15 protein-coding genes are annotated in these 16,463 nt (G+C 71.0%); 6 read left to right on the top strand and 9 right to left on the bottom strand.

Going from position 1 to position 16,463, the window contains the following annotated elements; translation table 11 throughout:
• The first annotated feature begins 81 nt into the window (after positions 1 to 81).
• Complete coding sequence (locus STRCI_RS08710; RefSeq protein WP_269658272.1) at positions 82 to 870, top strand: ferritin-like domain-containing protein; 789 nt, start codon at positions 82 to 84, stop codon at positions 868 to 870.
• Between the two features lie 12 nt (positions 871 to 882).
• Here STRCI_RS08710 and corA read toward each other — a convergent pair whose 3' ends face one another.
• Entirely contained in the window at positions 883 to 1,881 is a 999-nt protein-coding gene (gene corA / locus STRCI_RS08705; protein ID WP_269658271.1) for a magnesium/cobalt transporter CorA, read from the bottom strand.
• 62 nt (positions 1,882 to 1,943) lie between these two features.
• Between corA and STRCI_RS08700 the strand changes: the two genes are divergently transcribed.
• The 4 genes from STRCI_RS08700 to mshC all read left to right on the top strand — a co-directional run bounded on the left by STRCI_RS08700 (position 1,944) and on the right by mshC (position 5,431).
• On the top strand, positions 1,944 to 2,630 hold the full coding sequence (locus tag STRCI_RS08700) for a histidine phosphatase family protein (RefSeq protein ID WP_269658270.1): 687 nt from the start codon (positions 1,944 to 1,946) through the stop codon (positions 2,628 to 2,630).
• A gap of 79 nt (positions 2,631 to 2,709) precedes the next feature.
• Positions 2,710 to 3,300: a DUF3090 domain-containing protein gene (locus tag STRCI_RS08695; protein ID WP_269658269.1), complete on the top strand. Its 591-nt coding sequence runs from the start codon at positions 2,710 to 2,712 to the stop codon at positions 3,298 to 3,300.
• On the top strand, positions 3,264 to 4,082 hold the full coding sequence (locus STRCI_RS08690; RefSeq protein WP_269658268.1) for an SCO1664 family protein: 819 nt from the start codon (positions 3,264 to 3,266) through the stop codon (positions 4,080 to 4,082). The genes STRCI_RS08695 and STRCI_RS08690 overlap by 37 nt, the downstream gene beginning before the upstream one ends.
• A gap of 119 nt (positions 4,083 to 4,201) precedes the next feature.
• Positions 4,202 to 5,431, top strand: a complete 1,230-nt coding sequence (gene mshC / locus STRCI_RS08685; RefSeq protein WP_269658267.1) for a cysteine--1-D-myo-inosityl 2-amino-2-deoxy-alpha-D-glucopyranoside ligase — start codon at positions 4,202 to 4,204, stop codon at positions 5,429 to 5,431.
• A gap of 58 nt (positions 5,432 to 5,489) precedes the next feature.
• On the opposite strand, the gene STRCI_RS08680 is transcribed toward mshC, so the two are convergent.
• Positions 5,490 to 6,035, bottom strand: coding sequence for a hypothetical protein (locus STRCI_RS08680; protein WP_269658266.1), 546 nt, complete (start codon positions 6,033 to 6,035; stop codon positions 5,490 to 5,492).
• Between the two features lie 37 nt (positions 6,036 to 6,072).
• Complete coding sequence (locus STRCI_RS08675; RefSeq protein ID WP_269658265.1) at positions 6,073 to 7,788, bottom strand: S8 family peptidase; 1,716 nt, start codon at positions 7,786 to 7,788, stop codon at positions 6,073 to 6,075.
• Positions 7,789 to 8,082: 294 nt separating this feature from the next.
• Between STRCI_RS08675 and STRCI_RS08670 the strand changes: the two genes are divergently transcribed.
• Positions 8,083 to 9,042, top strand: coding sequence for an SMP-30/gluconolactonase/LRE family protein (locus tag STRCI_RS08670; protein ID WP_269658264.1), 960 nt, complete (start codon positions 8,083 to 8,085; stop codon positions 9,040 to 9,042).
• A gap of 57 nt (positions 9,043 to 9,099) precedes the next feature.
• Here the strand turns inward: STRCI_RS08670 and STRCI_RS08665 are convergent, their stop codons facing one another.
• From STRCI_RS08665 to STRCI_RS08640, 6 genes are all read right to left on the bottom strand, one after another.
• Positions 9,100 to 10,074 (bottom strand): PAC2 family protein, encoded by a 975-nt coding sequence (locus STRCI_RS08665; protein WP_269658263.1) that lies wholly within the window; start codon positions 10,072 to 10,074, stop codon positions 9,100 to 9,102.
• 142 nt (positions 10,075 to 10,216) lie between these two features.
• On the bottom strand, positions 10,217 to 10,888 hold the full coding sequence (locus tag STRCI_RS08660) for a FadR/GntR family transcriptional regulator (protein WP_269658262.1): 672 nt from the start codon (positions 10,886 to 10,888) through the stop codon (positions 10,217 to 10,219).
• 165 nt (positions 10,889 to 11,053) lie between these two features.
• On the bottom strand, positions 11,054 to 12,670 hold the full coding sequence (locus tag STRCI_RS08655; protein ID WP_269658261.1) for a glycerol-3-phosphate dehydrogenase/oxidase: 1,617 nt from the start codon (positions 12,668 to 12,670) through the stop codon (positions 11,054 to 11,056).
• A 77-nt stretch (positions 12,671 to 12,747) separates the two neighbouring features.
• Entirely contained in the window at positions 12,748 to 14,292 is a 1,545-nt protein-coding gene (gene glpK / locus STRCI_RS08650) for a glycerol kinase GlpK (protein WP_269658260.1), read from the bottom strand.
• Positions 14,293 to 14,377: 85 nt separating this feature from the next.
• Complete coding sequence (locus STRCI_RS08645) at positions 14,378 to 15,178, bottom strand: MIP/aquaporin family protein (RefSeq protein ID WP_269658259.1); 801 nt, start codon at positions 15,176 to 15,178, stop codon at positions 14,378 to 14,380.
• Positions 15,179 to 15,515: 337 nt separating this feature from the next.
• Positions 15,516 to 16,280, bottom strand: coding sequence for an IclR family transcriptional regulator (locus STRCI_RS08640; protein WP_269658258.1), 765 nt, complete (start codon positions 16,278 to 16,280; stop codon positions 15,516 to 15,518).
• Positions 16,281 to 16,463: the final 183 nt, after the last annotated feature.

Here is a 16,463-nt window from a genome sequence, read left to right as displayed (position 1 = left end):
ACAACTGTTGCAGCACCCCTCACGCCGCATTTGACTCGTTCTTTGCGGAGTCCCGCGGAGGCCCGCAGAGAGGTGCTCACGATGCTTTCGGCCAAGAGTCTGTTCACGGAGATCCTCGACAACGACGAGTCCTTCGCCCTGTTCTGCTCCATCGCCGCGAGCGGGGAGTCCCAGGGCGGCTGGGAGAACGCCCGCATCGCCGCGCTCGTCCCGGACGGCGAGCGCGCGCTCGCCCCCAAGATCACCCGCCATGGCGCCGACGAGGACAAGCACGGGCGGATCTTCAACGCCCTGCTGAAGAAGCGCGGTCTGGAGCCCGTCCCCGTCCCGCACGAGACCGACTACACGATGCTCCTGGAGAAGAACGGCATCGGCCTCGCCCACGAGAAGCTCAAGGGCGAGGAGCGGCTCACCGTGCCGGACATCGTCACCTACCTCGCCCACAGCAGGGTCACCGAACAGCGCGCCTCGGAGGAGATGGAGCTGCTGCGCAAGCACTTCTCCGACCATCCCGACCTCGGCCGCGCGGTCAAGATGATCTCCAACGACGAGGACAACCACCTCGCCTACTGCCACGAGGAACTGCTGCGCTTCGCCTACGCCGGACACGGCCGCGTGATCCAGCGGACCCTCCGCGAGTGCGCGCTCGCGGAGATCCGGATCTACCGCGACGTCAGCCTCGCCGTCATGGCCCACATGGGCCGCATCCTCGACTGGCCGCGCCCCAAGTCGGCGGTGCTCGCCGCCGGCATCCACGCGGTGTACGCCTGGGAACGGGCCGCGGGCTGGCGGCGGATGGTCTCCCTGAAGATGCCCGAGCGCCGTGACGCCCTGGGCGGCCCGGCCACCTCCGCCCCCGAGTTCGCCTAGCGGCCGGCCCGGCTACAACCACCCCCGGCTCTTGAAGAGCCGGTACAGCATGACCTCCAGGGCGGCCATGCCCGCGATCACGGCCGGATACGACCACAGCCAGTGCAGCTCGGGCATGTGGTCGAAGTTCATGCCGTAGATCCCCGCGATCATCGTGGGGACCGCGGCCATGGCCGCCCACGCGGAGATCTTCCGCATGTCGTCGTTCTGCCGGACGCTCATCTGCGCCAGATGCGCCGAGAGCATGTCCGACACCAGCCGGTCCAGGGCCTCCACCGACTCGTTCACCCGCGTGAGATGGTCGTTGACGTCACGGAAGAACGGCTGCGCCTTGGCGTGCACGAAGGGCACCCGGACGCCGAACACGCCACCGCCCGCGAGCCGGTCCAGCGGCTGGGCCAACGGGCCGGTGGCGCGGCGGAACTCCAGGATCTGCCGCTTGAAGTTGTAGATCCGGGACGCCGTGTGCCGGGAGCCACCGCCGGTCGGCGAGAACACGTCGGCCTCCAGCTCCTCCAGGTCGGTGCTCAGTTCGCCCGCCACGTCCACGTAGTGGTCGACGACCGCGTCGGCGATCGAGTACAGCACCGCCGTGGGACCGTGCCGCAGCATCTCCGGCTCGGCCTCCAGACGGCTGCGTACGGCGGCCAGCGGCGCCTCCTCGCCGTGCCGCACCGTCACCACGAACGAGTCGCCGATGAAGACCATGACCTCGCCGGCCGAGACGACGTCGTGCTTCGGTTCGTAGCCGACCGGTTTGAGGACCATGAACAGCGAGTCGTCGTAGACCTCCAGCTTGGGGCGCTGGTGGGCGGTGAGGGCGTCCTCGACGGCCAGCGGATGCAGCCCGAACTCCTGCGCGACCCGGTCGAACTCGCCCTCCGTGGGCTCGTACAGCCCGATCCAGACGAAGGCGTCACCGCCCCTGCGGCACTGCGCCAGCGCGAGGGAGAAGTCCTTGGGCCCCTCCGTCCGCGTGCCGTCACGGTAGATGGCGCAGTCGACGATCACGGAGCGTATTCTCCCGCCTGCTCCCGGCCGGTGCACCCCGAGGTGCGCCTACCCTGGGCCGCATGCCCACCCTGATCCTGGTCCGGCACGGACGTTCCACCGCCAACACCGAGGGACTGCTCGCCGGGTGGACGCCCGGCGTCGCCCTCGACGAACGCGGCGCCGCGCAGGCCGCCGCCCTGCCCGGACGCCTCGCCGGGCTGCCGGTCTCCGAGGTCGTCACCAGCCCCCTGCAGCGCTGCGAGGAGACCGTACGGCCGCTCCTCGACGCCCGGCCCGGGCTGCGGGCGCACACCGACGAGCGGATCGGGGAGTGCGACTACGGCGACTGGTCCGGCCGCAAGCTCGCCGAGCTCAAGGACGAACCCCTGATGGAGATCGTCCAGGCGCACCCCTCGGCGGCCGCGTTCCCCGGCGGCGAGTCGATGCGGGCGATGCAGACCCGCGCCGCCGAGGCCGTACGCGAGTGGAACGCGCGCGTGGAGCGCGAGCACGGCTCCGACGCCGTGTATCTGATGTGCTCGCACGGCGACATCATCAAGTCCCTGGTGGCGGAGGCACTCGGACTTCATCTGGACCTCTTCCAGCGGATCGCTGTCGAACCGTGTTCCATCACCGCGATCCGTTACACACGTCTGCGGCCGTTCCTTCTCCGCCTCGGTGACACCGGGGACTTCGCCTCCCTGGCGCCCCGGGAGGAGCCGCCGGCCGGCGACGCCCCGGTCGGGGGTGGTGCGGGCGCACCGTGATCGCCAAGCGCAGTAGGGTGAAGCGGTCGCGGTAGCGGCCCGATCCCGAGTCCGTTCACGATTCCCATGGAGACAGGACGTGTCCCGTCAGGTGTTCCTCTACGACCCCCCGGAGCGTTTCGTGGCCGGCACGGTCGGACTGCCCGGACGCCGTACGTTCTTCCTCCAGGCGTCCGCAGGGGGTCGGGTGACCAGCGTGGCCCTGGAGAAGACGCAGGTGGCCGCGCTCGCCGAGCGCATGGACGAACTGCTCGACGAGGTCGTACGGCGCAGCGGCGGCAGCGCCGCGGTGCCCGCCATGGCCCCCACCGAGGTCTCCGACACCGCACCCCTCGACGCCCCGGTCGAGGAGGAGTTCCGGGTCGGCACCATGGCGCTGGCCTGGGACGGCGAGGAACAGCGCATGATCGTCGAGGCGCAGGCCCTGGTCGAGCTGGAGGCGGAGTCCGACGAGGACCTCGCCGAGGCCGAGGAGCGGCTGCTCCAGGACGAGGAGAACGGCCCCCCGATGCTGCGGGTCCGGCTCACCGGCGCGCAGGCCCGGGCCTTCGCCAAGCGCGCCCTGGACGTCGTCAACGCCGGGCGGCCGCCGTGCCCGCTGTGCAGCCTGCCCCTGGACCCGGAGGGACACGTATGTCCGCGCCAGAACGGATACCGCCGCGGAGCGTGACCCCGCTGGATCTGCTCACCGAAGGGGAGCTCACCGTCCGCGGCCGGATCCGCGAGGCGTCGAACGCGGCCCTGTTCTGCACGGTGTCCCACGCGGGCCAGGAGGCGTCCTGCGTCTACAAGCCGATCGCCGGCGAGCGCCCGCTGTGGGACTTCCCCGACGGCACCCTCGCCGAGCGGGAGGTCGCCGCGTACGCGGTCTCCGAGGCGACCGGCTGGGACCTCGTACCGCCCACCGTGCTGCGGGACGGCCCCCACGGCGAGGGCATGTGCCAGCTGTGGATCGACCTCGTGCCCGGCAGCGAACTGCTCGCGCTGGTGGACCGGGAGGAGCCCGGGCCGGGCTGGAAGGCCGTCGGGTTCGCCGAGGTGGGTGAGGGGCGCACCGCCCTGCTGGTGCACGCCGACGACGAGCGGCTGCGCCGGCTCGCCGTCCTGGACGCCGTGATCAACAACGCCGACCGCAAGGGCGGTCATCTGCTGCCCGCCGCCGAGGAGCGGCTCTACGGCATCGATCACGGGGTCACCTTCAACGTCGAGAACAAGCTGCGCACCCTGCTGTGGGGCTGGGCGGGCGAGGCCCTCACCGGGGAGGCCGTCGACGTCCTCAAGGGCCTGAAGGCGGCACTGGAGCCCCGCGGGGCACTCACGGCGACCCTCACCCCCCTGATCACCGCGGCGGAGATCGACGCCACCCGCGCGCGGGTCGAGGCGATGCTCACCACGGGCGTCCACCCCGAGCCGAGCGGGGAGTGGCCCGCGATCCCCTGGCCGCCGGTCTAGCCCTACGGCACCGGGTACCGCCGTACCGCATACGGGCGGGTGACGCGCAAGAGCGCCTTACCGGCCATCCGGCCCGATCCGGTTCGTATATGGAACGCCGGTCCGGTTACGCTCATGACATGTATGCCTGGCCCGCTTCTGAGGTCCCCGCCCTGCCCGGCAAGGGCCGCGACCTCCGGATCCACGACACCGCGACCGGTGGACTCGTCACCCTCGAGCCCGGTCCCGTCGCCCGTATCTACGTCTGCGGCATCACCCCGTACGACGCGACCCACATGGGTCACGCGGCGACCTACAACGCGTTCGACCTCGTGCAGCGCGTGTGGCTCGACACCAAGCGGCAGGTCCACTACGTGCAGAACGTCACCGACGTCGACGACCCGCTGCTGGAGCGGGCCGAGCGCGACGGCGTCGACTGGGTGGCCCTCGCCGAGAAGGAGACCGCCCTCTTCCGCGAGGACATGACCGCCCTGCGCATGCTGCCCCCGCGGCATTACATCGGCGCCGTCGAGGCGATACCCGGCATCGTGCCGCTCGTCGAACGCCTGCGTGCGGCGGGCGCCGCCTACGATCTCGACGGCGACATCTACTTCTCCGTCGAGGCCGACCCCGACTTCGGCAAGGTCTCGGGCCTCGACGCCGCCGCGATGCGGCTGCTGTCCGCCGAGCGCGGCGGTGACCCGGACCGTCCGGGCAAGAAGAACCCGCTCGACCCGATGCTTTGGATGGCCGCCCGCGAGGGCGAGCCGAGCTGGGACGGCGCCTCGCTCGGCCGGGGCCGCCCCGGCTGGCACATCGAGTGCGTGGCCATCGCCCTGGACCACCTCGGCATGGGCTTCGACGTCCAGGGCGGGGGCTCCGACCTCGCCTTCCCGCACCACGAGATGGGCGCCTCGCACGCCCAGGTGCTCACCGGCGAGTTCCCCATGGCCAAGGCCTACGTCCACGCGGGCATGGTCGCCCTGCACGGCGAGAAGATGTCCAAGTCCAAGGGCAACCTGGTCTTCGTCTCCGCGCTGCGCCGGGACGGCGTCGACCCCGTCGCCATCCGGCTCGCGCTCCTCGCCCACCACTACCGGGCCGACTGGGAGTGGACCGACCAGGTGCTCCGGGACGCCGAGACCCGCCTGGCCCGCTGGCGCGCGGCCGTCTCCCGGCCCGACGGCCCGGGCGCCGAGGCACTGGTCGAGGAGATCCGCGAGGCTCTCGCGAACGACCTCGACGCCCCGGCCGCCCTCGCCGCGGTCGACCGCTGGGCGGCGCTCCAGCAGGAGCGGGGCGGCGCGGACGAGAGCGCCCCCGGCGTCGTGTCCCGATCGGTGGACGCGCTGCTCGGCGTCGCGCTGTAGGAACGGGAGAGGGCGCTTCCCCGCGCGGGGAAGCGCCCTCGGTCAGGTCAAGTGCCCGTCACAGGCGCTGGATCCGCACGCTGCGCAGGACGCTCGGCGACTGCGTGTCCCAGACGGCGATCACCTGGTGCCCACAGGCGAAGGCCTGCTGGATCTGCTGGTGGACCTGCGGGTTCGGGTTGTTGAGGACCCGGAACTGCTGGTTGACGCGCAGGAAGATCTGATGCGGCTGCCCCTGGAGCGGGTGGACGCAGTCGATGAAGCCGGTCGCCACGCCGGCCGCGAGGGCCTGCGTCTGCACCTGCTGCGCCAGCTGCTGTACGGCGGCCAGCGCGATCTGCTGCAACTGCTGCTGCATCTGCTGCTCGGCCTGCTGCGCCTGCTGGTCCTGCTGCTGGGGCGCCATCTGCTGCACCAACTGCTGGTAGGGCTGCTGCTGGCCGAGCTGCTGGAGCTGCTCCAGCGAGCCGCCGGTCATGCCGATGCCGCCGCTGATGCCGCCGCCCATGCCGCCGAACGGCTGCTGCTGGTAGGGCTGTTGCTGGTACGGAGCGGTGCTTGGGTACTGCTGTGCCAGTTGACCCATCTGCGGGGTGGTGCTCATACCTGTGCCACCTTCCCTTGCTGGTATGGGCTGTCCGTCAGCCGGTGATCACCAGGCCGACGATTTCGTCGTCCGAGAACCACACCCGGACGTCGGGCCGTCCCCCCGCGAACGCGGCGTGCACCGCCTGGCGGAGCTCGGGGGACGGACGGTTCAGGTTCCGCCAGGCACCGGCCACGTACAGCCGGAGCCTCGGCGGGAGTTCACGCGGGTACGGCAGGAGCTCGTCCCAGTAACGCTCGGCCCGGCCCGAGTCGACCGCGTGCGGCAGCAGCTGCGTCACCGCCGCCCTGATGTCGGGCCGGCCGCCGATCCGCTGCGAGGCCGGCCGGCCCGGCGCGTCCTGTTGCGGGGAACCGCTCGCCCGCAGCACCGCGCGGGCGCGTTCGGCGGACATCGGGGCCTGGCCTGCCGCCTTGAGCATGCCCTGGAGCGCGGCCAGCGCGCCGACCACCACCGGTGCGGCGGCGGAGGTCCCCGAGAACGTGTCGGTGTACCAGGCGATCTCCTCGGGCCCGCCCTGGAGATCCCCGGGCCGGTCCCAGAAGCCGCCGGTGGTCGTGACCTCGTGCCCCCAGCCCTGCGCGTCCACGCGTGAGCCGTAGTTGGAGAACGCCAGCCTCGACCGGTCCGGGCCGTGATCCCGGCCGTGCGTACCGGGCGGCGGGGCGCCCGCGCCGACCAGGACGGCACCGGAGGAGGGATTGGACGGGTTGAACGGGTTGCGCCAGCCGCGCGGGAATTCGTCCGGGCGGCGCTCGTAGACCGCATCGTCCAGCGACTCGGCGCCGTTGCCCGCGGCCGCTACCACGAGCACGCCCTTGGCGGAGGCGTGCCGCACGGCCGCGAAGTCGTCCGGCCACCACTCCAGAGCCAGGTAGCCCCGCTGGTCGTCGCGCTCGGCGTACTCGAACCGCGGTCCCGGCCGGTGGAGTTCGACCAGCACGATGTCGCCGGGGCCGAGCCGCTCCGCCGCCGCGTGGATCGCAGCCGCGGTGCCGACGCCCTGGAAGGACGCGGCCGCGGTCACCGCGTCCGGCGCGGCGCCCTGGACGCCGTACTCATTGCGGTCGCCGCCGATCACGCCGATCACGGCGGTGCCGTGGTTGCGCCAGGCGAGATCGTCGACCGGGGTGCCGACGACGACACCGGCCAGCCGGGCGGCCAGATCCTCGTGGCCGAGCTGCCAGGCGCCCTCCACATCGATCACCGTCACGCCCTGACCGGTGCCGCCGGGCCGCTGCCAGGCCCAGTGGGCGTCGATGCCCTCGGGCGCGGGCCGCAGATAGCCCTGGCGGCTGCCGAAGTCGGGTGTGACGGCGGCGCCCTCCTTCAGCCTGCGGTCCTCCTCGCTGTGCAGGGTCGCGGGCACGGCGCCCGGTTTCACGTACGCCGTGTCCACGCCCGGCAGCGCGGCGATCCGTGAGCGCAGCTCCGCCGCGCGGCCCTCCCCGCCACGCACCCGGTAGAACACCGCGAGGTCGTTCTCCGGGTCCGCCGACGGCGACTGCCGCAGCCGCTCCTCGCTGCCGAACAGCGGCTCCAGGGCCAGCTGTTCGTCGTCGAGGAACATGTTCAGCGCCGACACATCGGCGCCCGCCGCCGACCGTACGCCCTCGGCCCCGGCCCGCAGCCCGGCCTCCGGGCGGGCGACGACGATCAGTTCCCGCTCCGCTCCTCGATAGGTGAATCCCGCTCCGTCGGGCCCCGGTCCGGACGCCCCCGGGCCCTGCGGCTGTACCTGATCGGTCATCGGGTACCGCTCCCTTCGGTCAGCGCGGGTGTCGCCTTCGGGGGACAACCAAGCACTCCGACGGCGACTCGTAAAGGCTGTTTTCGCCAACTCGGTTTGAAAACAAGTTGAATTGGGCAACGTGTGCAATCCGGCCGGAAACAGATGTCACGCCATAATCCGGCCGGATGCTGTCGAGGCGCTGTCAAACGACTGTCGCATGCTGTGGTGGGCGCGGCCCATGTGATGGGGTGGAGCGGTCAGTTGACCGCTGGACCGGTTCAACTGCCGGTCCCTTTCGTGGAAGGGCTCCCCGTGGCTCCCACACACGGTTCCTTCGCACATCCCCTCAGCCGCCGCGGACTGCTCACCGTCGGCGCGGCGGCCACCGGTGCCGCGCTCGTCGGCACGCCCGCGCACGCCACCGCCGGTCCGGCCGTGATCCCGCTGCCCGACGGCTTCCGCCCGGAGGGCATCACGATCGGCGGCGGCCCGTACGCCTACCTCGGCTCGCTCGGCGACGGCTCCCTCTACCGCGCCGACCTGCGCACCGGCACCGGCAAGATCGTCTCGGCCGGACCCGGCACGCCGTCGGTCGGCCTCAAACTCGACGACCGGGGACGGCTGTTCGTGGCCGGCCGCGGCCAGGGCGCCCGTGTGGTGGACGCCCGCAGCGGCGAGATCCTCGCCTCCTACGTCCTCTCGACCACCACGCCCACCTTCGCCAACGACGTCTTCCTGACCCCGCGCGCGGCCTGGTTCACCGACTCCTACCAGCCGGCCCTGTACGCCCTCCCGCTCGGCCGGCACGGCCGGCTGCCGGACCAGGACGAGGTCGTACGGATCACCCTCGGCGGCGACTGGAACCAGGTGCCCGGCGAGGTCGTGAACGCCAACGGCATCACCCGCACTCCCGACGGCTCGGCGCTGCTCGTGGTGCAGTCCGGGGTCGGCGCCCTGCACCGGGTCGACCCGCGCACCGGCGTCACCACCCGCGTCGACCTCGGCGACGCGGCCCCCCTCTCCAACGGCGACGGCCTGCTGCTGACCGGGCGGACGCTGTACGTCGTGCAGAACCGGCAGAACGCCATCGACGTCTTCACCCTGGCCGCCGACGGCCGCGGCGGAGTCTTCCGTCGCCGGATCACCGACCCCGCCTTCGACGTGCCGACGACGGTGGCCGCGTTCCGGGGGCGGCTCTACCTGCCCAACGCGCGGTTCACCACCACGCCGGCACCCGAGACGGCGTACGCGATCGTCTCCGTGCCGAAGTGACGGCGAAGGGCGGTGCGCACCCGGCGCACCGCCCTTCGGCCGATCGCTCCCGGAGCCTCAGTCCTCCGACGACTCGTCGTCCTCGGGGTTCGGCTTCGGAGGCTTCGGCGGGCGGGCCCGGCCGCTCGGGTTGTCCCGCAGATAGGTGCCTTCACCGCCGTCCGCCGTGGCGTGTCCGCCCGCCGACGGGCCGCCGTCCCGGCGCCGCAGATACCGCTCGAACTCCCGCGCGATCGCCTCGCCGGACGCCTCCGGCAGCTCGGCGGTGTCCCGGGCCTCCTCCAGCGTCTGCACGTACTCGGCGACCTCGGTGTCCTCGGCGGCCAGCTGATCCACGCCCACCTGCCAGGCACGCGCGTCCTCGGGCAGCTCGCCCAGCGGGATGCGCACGTCGATCAGGTCCTCAAGGCGGTTCAGCAGTGCCAGCGTCGCCTTCGGATTCGGCGGCTGCGACACGTAGTGCGGTACGGCCGCCCAGAGGCTGACGGCCGGCACGCCCGCGTGCGTGCACGCCTCCTGCAGGACACCGACGATGCCCGTGGGGCCCTCGTACTTGGTCTCCTCCAGGTCCATCCGGCGGGCCAGATCGGCGTCCGAGGTGGTCCCGGAGATCGGGACGGGGCGCGTGTGCGGGGTGTCGCCGAGCAGGGCGCCCAGGATGACCACCAGCTCCACGCCCAGTTCGTGCGCGAAGCCGAGCAGCTCGTTGCAGAACGAGCGCCAGCGCATGGACGGCTCGATACCCCGGACGAGCACGAGATCGCGCGGCTTCTCACCGCCGACCCGGACCACGGACAGCCTGGTCGTGGGCCACGTGATCTTCCGCACTCCCGCGTCCATCCACACCGTGGGGCGGTTGACCTGGAAGTCGTAGTAGTCCTCGGCGTCCAGCGCCGCGAACACCTCGCCCTTCCACTCCCGGTCCAGATGAGCGACCGCGGTGGAGGCGGCGTCGCCGGCATCGTTCCAGCCTTCGAACGCGGCCACCATGACTGGGTCGATCAGCTCGGGAACTCCCTCCAGCTCGATCACCCAGCGCCTCCTTCCGACGTGCCCTCGCCTGACGACCCAACCTTACGGCGTGCGGCGGGGGCGCCCGCAGCCCCCTTGCACGGGGGAGTGAACGGATCACTGCCCCGATCGCCAGTCCCGAACACCCCCCACCCGCCGGTCCTCACAACGTGGTGCGCAACCACTGTTCGACGCTAGCGATGTGCACGGTCGCCCAGGCGCGTGCCGCCTCCGCGTCCCTCTCGCGCAGGGCGGCGAGGATCGCGCGGTGCTCCTGCAGGGTGCGGCTGACCGCGTCCTCCTGGGTCAGGCCGCGCCAGATCCGGGCCCGGGTGGTGGGCCCGGACAGACCGTCCAGCAGCGAGCAGAGCACCGAGTTGCCGGATGCCCCCACGATCGACCGGTGGAAGCGGAGATCGGCGGCGACCAGCTCCTCCACCGAGGGCGCGGTGCCGAGCCGGTCCAACTGCTCGGACAGCTCGTCCAGTTGCCGCTCGTCGAGGTGTGCGGCCGCCAGTGCGGTGGCGGCCGGCTCCAGGATGCGCCGTACCGCGAGGAACTCCAGCACGGTGTCGTCGCGGTGGAAGTCGACGACGAAACTCATGGCCTCCAGGAGCAGTTGCGGATCGAGGCTGGTCACATAGGTGCCGTCGCCCTGCCGCACGTCCAGGATCCGGATCAGCGACAGGGCGCGCACCGCCTCGCGCAGGGAGTTGCGGGACAGGCCGAGTTCGGCGGCGAGTTCGCTCTCCTTGGGCAGCCGGTCACCGGGACCCAGCGCACCGGAGACGATCATGCCCTTGATCTTCTCGATCGCCTCGTCGGTGACTGCCATGGGGCCTCCTGCGCGCTCAGACATCCGAGGTCTGAGCACATTATGCGGGCATGCGAAAGGGGCGGCTCCGTCGGCAGGGAGCCGCCCCGATCGCGTGCCGGCCCCAGGGGAGAGGGCCGTCCCGGTGTCACCGGCCCCGCCAGGTGTCGGGGCCGGGACCGAGGTCTACTTCTTGTCGAGCAGGTCCTGGACCTTGGCGCGGACGTCGTCCGTGGCCAGGCCGCGGATCGTCAGCGTCGTACGGCGGCGCAGCACGTCGTCCGCGGTCTCGGCCCACTCGTTGTCGCGGGCATAGACGACCTGGGCCCAGATCTCCGGGGCGTCGGGGTGGACGCGCTCGGCGAGCTCGGGGTTGTCATTGGCCAGGCGGGCGATGTCGAAGGCCAGCGAACCGTAGTGGGTGGACAGGTGCCTGGCGGTGTCGGCGCCCATACGGGGGCCGGGAGCCGGACGGTCCACCAGGAGGCGGTGCGCGACCGCGCGCGGGTTGGCGACACCCGGCAGCGGGACCTTCTTCGGCAGCGAGCTGATCGGCTCGAAGTCCTCGCCCAGCGGGTGGCCCGGCAGCTGCTCCAGCTTCTGCATGACCGTACGGCCGATGTGCCGGAAGGTGGTCCACTTGCCGCCCGCGACCGACAGCATGCCGCCGCGGCCCTCGGTGACGACCGTCTCGCGCTTGGCCTTCGCGGTGTCGCCGGGACCGCCAGGGAGTACCCGAAGACCCGCGAAGGAGTAGGTGATCAGATCCCGGGACAGCTGCTGGTCGCGGATGGAGAACGCGGCCTCGTCCAGGATCTGGGTTATGTCCTTGTCGTTGACGGACACGTCCGCCGGGTCACCCTCGAACTCCTCGTCGGTGGTGCCGAGCAGCAGCATGTCCTCCCACGGCAGGGCGAAGGTGATGCGGTACTTGTCGATCGGCGTGGCCAGCGCGGCCTTCCAGGGCGCGGTCCGCTTCAGGACCAGATGCGCGCCCTTCGACAGCCGGATCGACGGCGCGGCATTGGGGTCCTCCATCTTGCGCAGGTGGTCCACCCACGGCCCGGTCGCGTTGAGCACCAGGCGGGCGGTGACGCCGAACTCGTCGCCGGTGACCCGGTCGCGCAGCTCGGCGCCGGTGACCCGGCCCTTGGTGAAGCGCAGGCCGGTGACCTCGGCGTGGTTCAGCACGGCCGCACCCGCCTCGACGGCCGCGCGGACCGTCATCAGCGCCATGCGGGCGTCGTTCATCTGGTCGTCGCCGTACACGGCCACGGCCTTGAGGTTGTCGGTGCGCAGCTCGGGCACGTCCTGCGCCGCCTTGGCGGGGGAGAGGAGGTGGCCGACGCCGTCACCGAACGCGGAGAGCGCGGAGTAGGCGAAGACGCCCGCGCCGAGCTTCGCCGCGCCGTGCGGACCCCCCTTGTACACGGGGAGGTAGAAGGTGAGCGGGTTCGCCAGGTGGGGGGCCACCTGACGGGAGACCGCACGGCGCTCGAAGTGGTTCTCCGCCACCAGCTTCACCGCGCCGGTCTGCAGGTAGCGCAGACCGCCGTGGAGCAGTTTGGAGGAGGCGGAGGAGGTGGCGCCGGCGAAGTCGCCGGCGTCGACCAGAGCCACCCTGAGGCCGGACTGCGCGGCGTGCCAGGCGGTGGAGATGCCCAGGATGCCGCCGCCGATCACGAGAAGGTCGAACGACGCCTTGGAGAGCTGCTCCCGGGTCTCGGCGCGGCTCGGGTTGGAGCCGGAGGCCGGGCGCGTCCCCAGGGCAGGCACGGACTGCAGGGTGGTCTGACTGGTCATTTCTGGTTCTTACTCCTCATCAGAGCGTGGGGCAGAGCTCGCCGGGGAGCTCGACGCTGAGCTCCCCGCGGCTCTTGTCAGTGCTCGTCGTCGTCGTCGATCCAGCCCATGGTCCGCTCGACGGCCTTGAGCCAGTTCTTGTACTCGCGATCGCGGGTCTCCGCGTCCATGTGCGGGGTCCACTCGGCGGCCCGGCGCCAGTTGGCGCGCAGTTCGTCCGTGCTGGACCAGAAGCCGACGGCGAGACCGGCGGCGTAGGCGGCACCGAGGCAGGTGGTCTCGGCGACCATGGGGCGCACCACGGGGGCGTCCAGGACGTCCGAGAGGGTCTGCATCAGCAGGTTGTTGGAGGTCATGCCGCCGTCGACCTTCAGGGCCACCAGCTCGTCGCCGGAGTCCTTGACCATCGCGTCGGCGATCTCCCGGGTCTGCCAGGCGGTCGCCTCCAGGACGGCGCGCGCCAGGTGCGCCTTGGTGACGTACCGGGTCAGACCGGCGATCACACCGCGGGCGTCGGAGCGCCAGTGCGGGGCGAACAGGCCGGAGAAGGCCGGCACGAAGTAGGCGCCGCCGTTGTCCTCGACCGAGAGCGCGAGCGTCTCGATCTCGGCCGCGGTGGAGACCAGGCCCATCTGGTCGCGCATCCACTGCACCAGCGAGCCGGTGACGGCGATCGAGCCCTCCAGCGCGAACACGGTCGGCTGGTCGCCGATCTTGTAGCCGACCGTGGTCAGCAGGCCCGCGTAGGAGTTGATGATCTTGTCACCGGTGTTCATCACCATGAAGGTGCCGGTGCCGTAGGTGGACTTGGTCTCGCCCTCGGAGAAGCAGGTCTGGCCGAACAGGGCCGCCTGCTGGTCGCCGAGCGCCGAGGCGACCGGGATGCCGCCGAGCAGGTCGCCCAGCTTGCCGCCGGTGACCTCGCCGTAGACCTCGGCGGAGGAGCGGATCTCCGGGAGGATCCCCAGCGGGACGCCGATGGACTCGGCGATCTTGTCGTCCCACTCCATGGTGTGGAGGTTCATCAGCATGGTGCGGGACGCGTTGGTGACGTCGGTGACGTGCTTGCCGCCGTTGACGCCGCCGGTCAGGTTCCAGATGACCCAGGTGTCCATGGTGCCGAAGAGGATGTCGCCGGCCTCGGCGCGCTCCCGCAGGCCCTCGACGTTGTCGAGCAGCCAGCGGGCCTTCGGACCGGAGAAGTAGGACGCGAGCGGCAGGCCCGTCTCCCGGCGGAAGCGGTCCTGGCCGACGTTGCGGCCGAGCTCCTTGCAGAGCGAGTCGGTGCGGGTGTCCTGCCAGACGAGGGCGTTGTGGACGGGCTCACCGGTGTTCTTGTCCCACAGCACGGTGGTCTCGCGCTGGTTGGTGATGCCGATGGCCTTGATGTCGTCGCGGGTGATGCCCGCCTTCTGGATGGCTCCGGCGACGACTTCCTGGACGTTGGTCCAGATCTCGTTGGCGTTGTGCTCGACCCAGCCCGGCTTGGGGAAGATCTGCTCGTGCTCCTTCTGGTCGACGGAGACGATACGGCCGTCGCGGTCGAAGACGATGCAGCGGGACGAGGTGGTGCCCTGGTCGATGGCGGCGATGAAGGGGCCGGCGGTGTGGGCGTCGGTCACTGTGTGCTCCTGAAGATCCGTGGATTAAGAGGACGTGTCTACTGGTGCTTCAGACGAAAGCCGGGTGCTGGGGAAGGTGCCCGGTTTAGACGAAAGCGACGTTGTAGATGCCTGCGGCGATCGCCGCGCCGAGCAGCGGACCGACCACCGGGACCCAGGCATAGCCCCAGTCGGAACCGCCCTTGTTGGGCAGGGGCAGGAGGGCGTGCACGATCCGCGGACCGAGGTCACGGGCCGGGTTGATCGCGTACCCGGTCGGGCCACCGAGGGAGAGGCCGATACCGACCACCACGAGCGCGGTGACGAGTCCGCCCAGGATGCCGAGGCCGTCGCCCGCGGCGTTCAGGCCCTGCGTGAGGACGGCGAGCACCAGCACGACGGTGCCGAGGACCTCAGTGGCCACGTTCTGCCAGGCGACCCGGATCTCCGGACCGGTGGAGAAGACGCCGAGGACCGGGCCCGCGCCCTTCTCCTGGGCCTCCACGGCCTTGGTGCCGGTGGCCTGGGCGCCGGGGCCGCCCACGATCTCCTTGTCGGTGAGGTGGGCGTGGAACTGGCCGTAGTAGGCGATCCAGACCAGGGCCGCGCCGATCATCGCGCCGAGCATCTGTCCACCGATGTAGGTGGGGACGTCGCTCCACTCGATGCCGTTGTCCTTGATCGCGAGCGCGAACGTCACGGCCGGGTTCAGGTGTGCGCCGGACAGCGGCGCCGAGGTGTAGACCGCCGTGAGTACCGCGAAGCCCCACCCGAAGGTGATGGCGAGCCAGCCGGCGTTGCGGGCCTTGGAGGCCTTCAGGGTGACAGCGGCGCAGACGCCGCCGCCGAGCAGGATGAGTATGGCGGTACCGATGGTCTCGCCGAGGAAGATGTCGGAGCTGGACACCCGCGACTCCTTTGTCATTCGTCCAGGGGAAGCCGAACCCCGGGTCCCACCGGTGGTTCGCGCCCTCGGGGGTGAGAGCAGTGCCGGCCCTTGGCGTTGTCACACCTTAGCGCGTATTGCCGGTAGGTGTTCGACAATGCCGACCGATGGACGGGAGTCTTGCTCCGGCGTGAGGTGTGCGTCAAGGGTTCTGTTATCGAAAGCGCGATCGTTATTGATCGCCTTGTGTTATGGATCGACGGAGGTGATCTATACCCGATCATCCGCATTTGTCCGTATCAGGGTATGGCGAAGTCCGGAACGCCGTGTGGCGTCCCGGTGTTGATGTGCCCTGTTGTCAGAAGCGCCCGGCGCCCAGATCCCGTGACACCGCGCGGGCGCAGTCCCGTACCGCGGCGATCACCTCGGGGCGTACCTCTCCGTCCTGGCACAGGCGCTCCACGGCGCCCGTGACGCCCACCGCGCCGACCGGCATGCGGCGCCGGTCGTGGATGGGGGCGGCCAGGGAGGCGACACCCTCCCAGGTCTCCTCGACATCGGCCGCGTAGCCACGCGCGCGGGTGATGTCGAGGATGCGCTCGAAGTCCTCCAGCTCGCACACGGTCCGGTCGGTGAAGGCCTTGCGGTCGGCCTCCAGTACCTCGCTGTGCGCGACCGGGTCGTACGCCGACAGCACCTTGCCGAGACCGGTGGAGTGCAGCGGCTGCATCGCCCCTATCTCCAGCACTTGACGGCTGTCGTCCGGCCGGAAGACGTGGTGCACGATCAGGACGCCCTGCTGGTGCAGGACGCCCAGGTACACGCTCTCCCCGCTGGAGCGGGCCAGGTCGTCGGTCCAGACGAGGGCGCGAGCCCGCAGCTCGTGCACGTCCAGATAGGTGGTGCCCAGGCGCAGCAGCTCCGCGCCCAGCTGATAGCGCCCGGAGGTCTCGTCCTGTTCGACGAAGCCCTCCTGCTGGAGCGTGCGCAATATGCCGTGTGCCGTGCCCTTGGCGAGCCCCAGCGAGGACGCGATGTCCGACAGGCCGAGCCGACGCTCGCCACCCGCGAGCAGCCGCAGCATCGCGGCCGCCCGTTCGAGCGACTGGATGTTCCGTGCCATCGCCGTCCTGCCCTCCGTCCCCATCGATCGTCGACCCTGGGACCCGTCCGGAGTTCCCAGACGATGTCTGTGCCGCTGTTCGGCAATGTCGAACACTACCGGTCCATGCCGACCAATCGCCAATGCCCGGCCGGGATCTGTTGCGTCACACGTATCCCGGACGCGACCCGCCCGTCATCCTCG

The organism is Streptomyces cinnabarinus, from assembly GCF_027270315.1.
In the GTDB taxonomy this organism is placed as follows: domain Bacteria; phylum Actinomycetota; class Actinomycetes; order Streptomycetales; family Streptomycetaceae; genus Streptomyces; species Streptomyces cinnabarinus.
This window is presented reverse-complemented; position numbering and strand designations above follow the sequence as displayed.

Bases quoted from the DNA above. Each gene is read 5' to 3' on its own strand.
- STRCI_RS08660 (WP_269658262.1), bottom strand. From the start codon at position 10,888: ATGGCAGTCACCGACGAGGCGATCGAGAAGATCAAGGGCATGATCGTC.
- STRCI_RS08655 (WP_269658261.1), bottom strand. From the start codon at position 12,670: ATGACCAGTCAGACCACCCTGCAGTCCGTGCCTGCCCTGGGGACGCGC.
- STRCI_RS08690 (WP_269658268.1), top strand. From the start codon at position 3,264: ATGTCCGCGCCAGAACGGATACCGCCGCGGAGCGTGACCCCGCTGGAT.
- STRCI_RS08680 (WP_269658266.1), bottom strand. From the start codon at position 6,035: ATGAGCACCACCCCGCAGATGGGTCAACTGGCACAGCAGTACCCAAGC.
- STRCI_RS08675 (WP_269658265.1), bottom strand. From the start codon at position 7,788: ATGACCGATCAGGTACAGCCGCAGGGCCCGGGGGCGTCCGGACCGGGG.
- STRCI_RS08710 (WP_269658272.1), top strand. From the start codon at position 82: ATGCTTTCGGCCAAGAGTCTGTTCACGGAGATCCTCGACAACGACGAG.
- STRCI_RS08640 (WP_269658258.1), bottom strand. From the start codon at position 16,280: ATGGCACGGAACATCCAGTCGCTCGAACGGGCGGCCGCGATGCTGCGG.
- STRCI_RS08700 (WP_269658270.1), top strand. From the start codon at position 1,944: ATGCCCACCCTGATCCTGGTCCGGCACGGACGTTCCACCGCCAACACC.
- mshC (WP_269658267.1), top strand. From the start codon at position 4,202: ATGTATGCCTGGCCCGCTTCTGAGGTCCCCGCCCTGCCCGGCAAGGGC.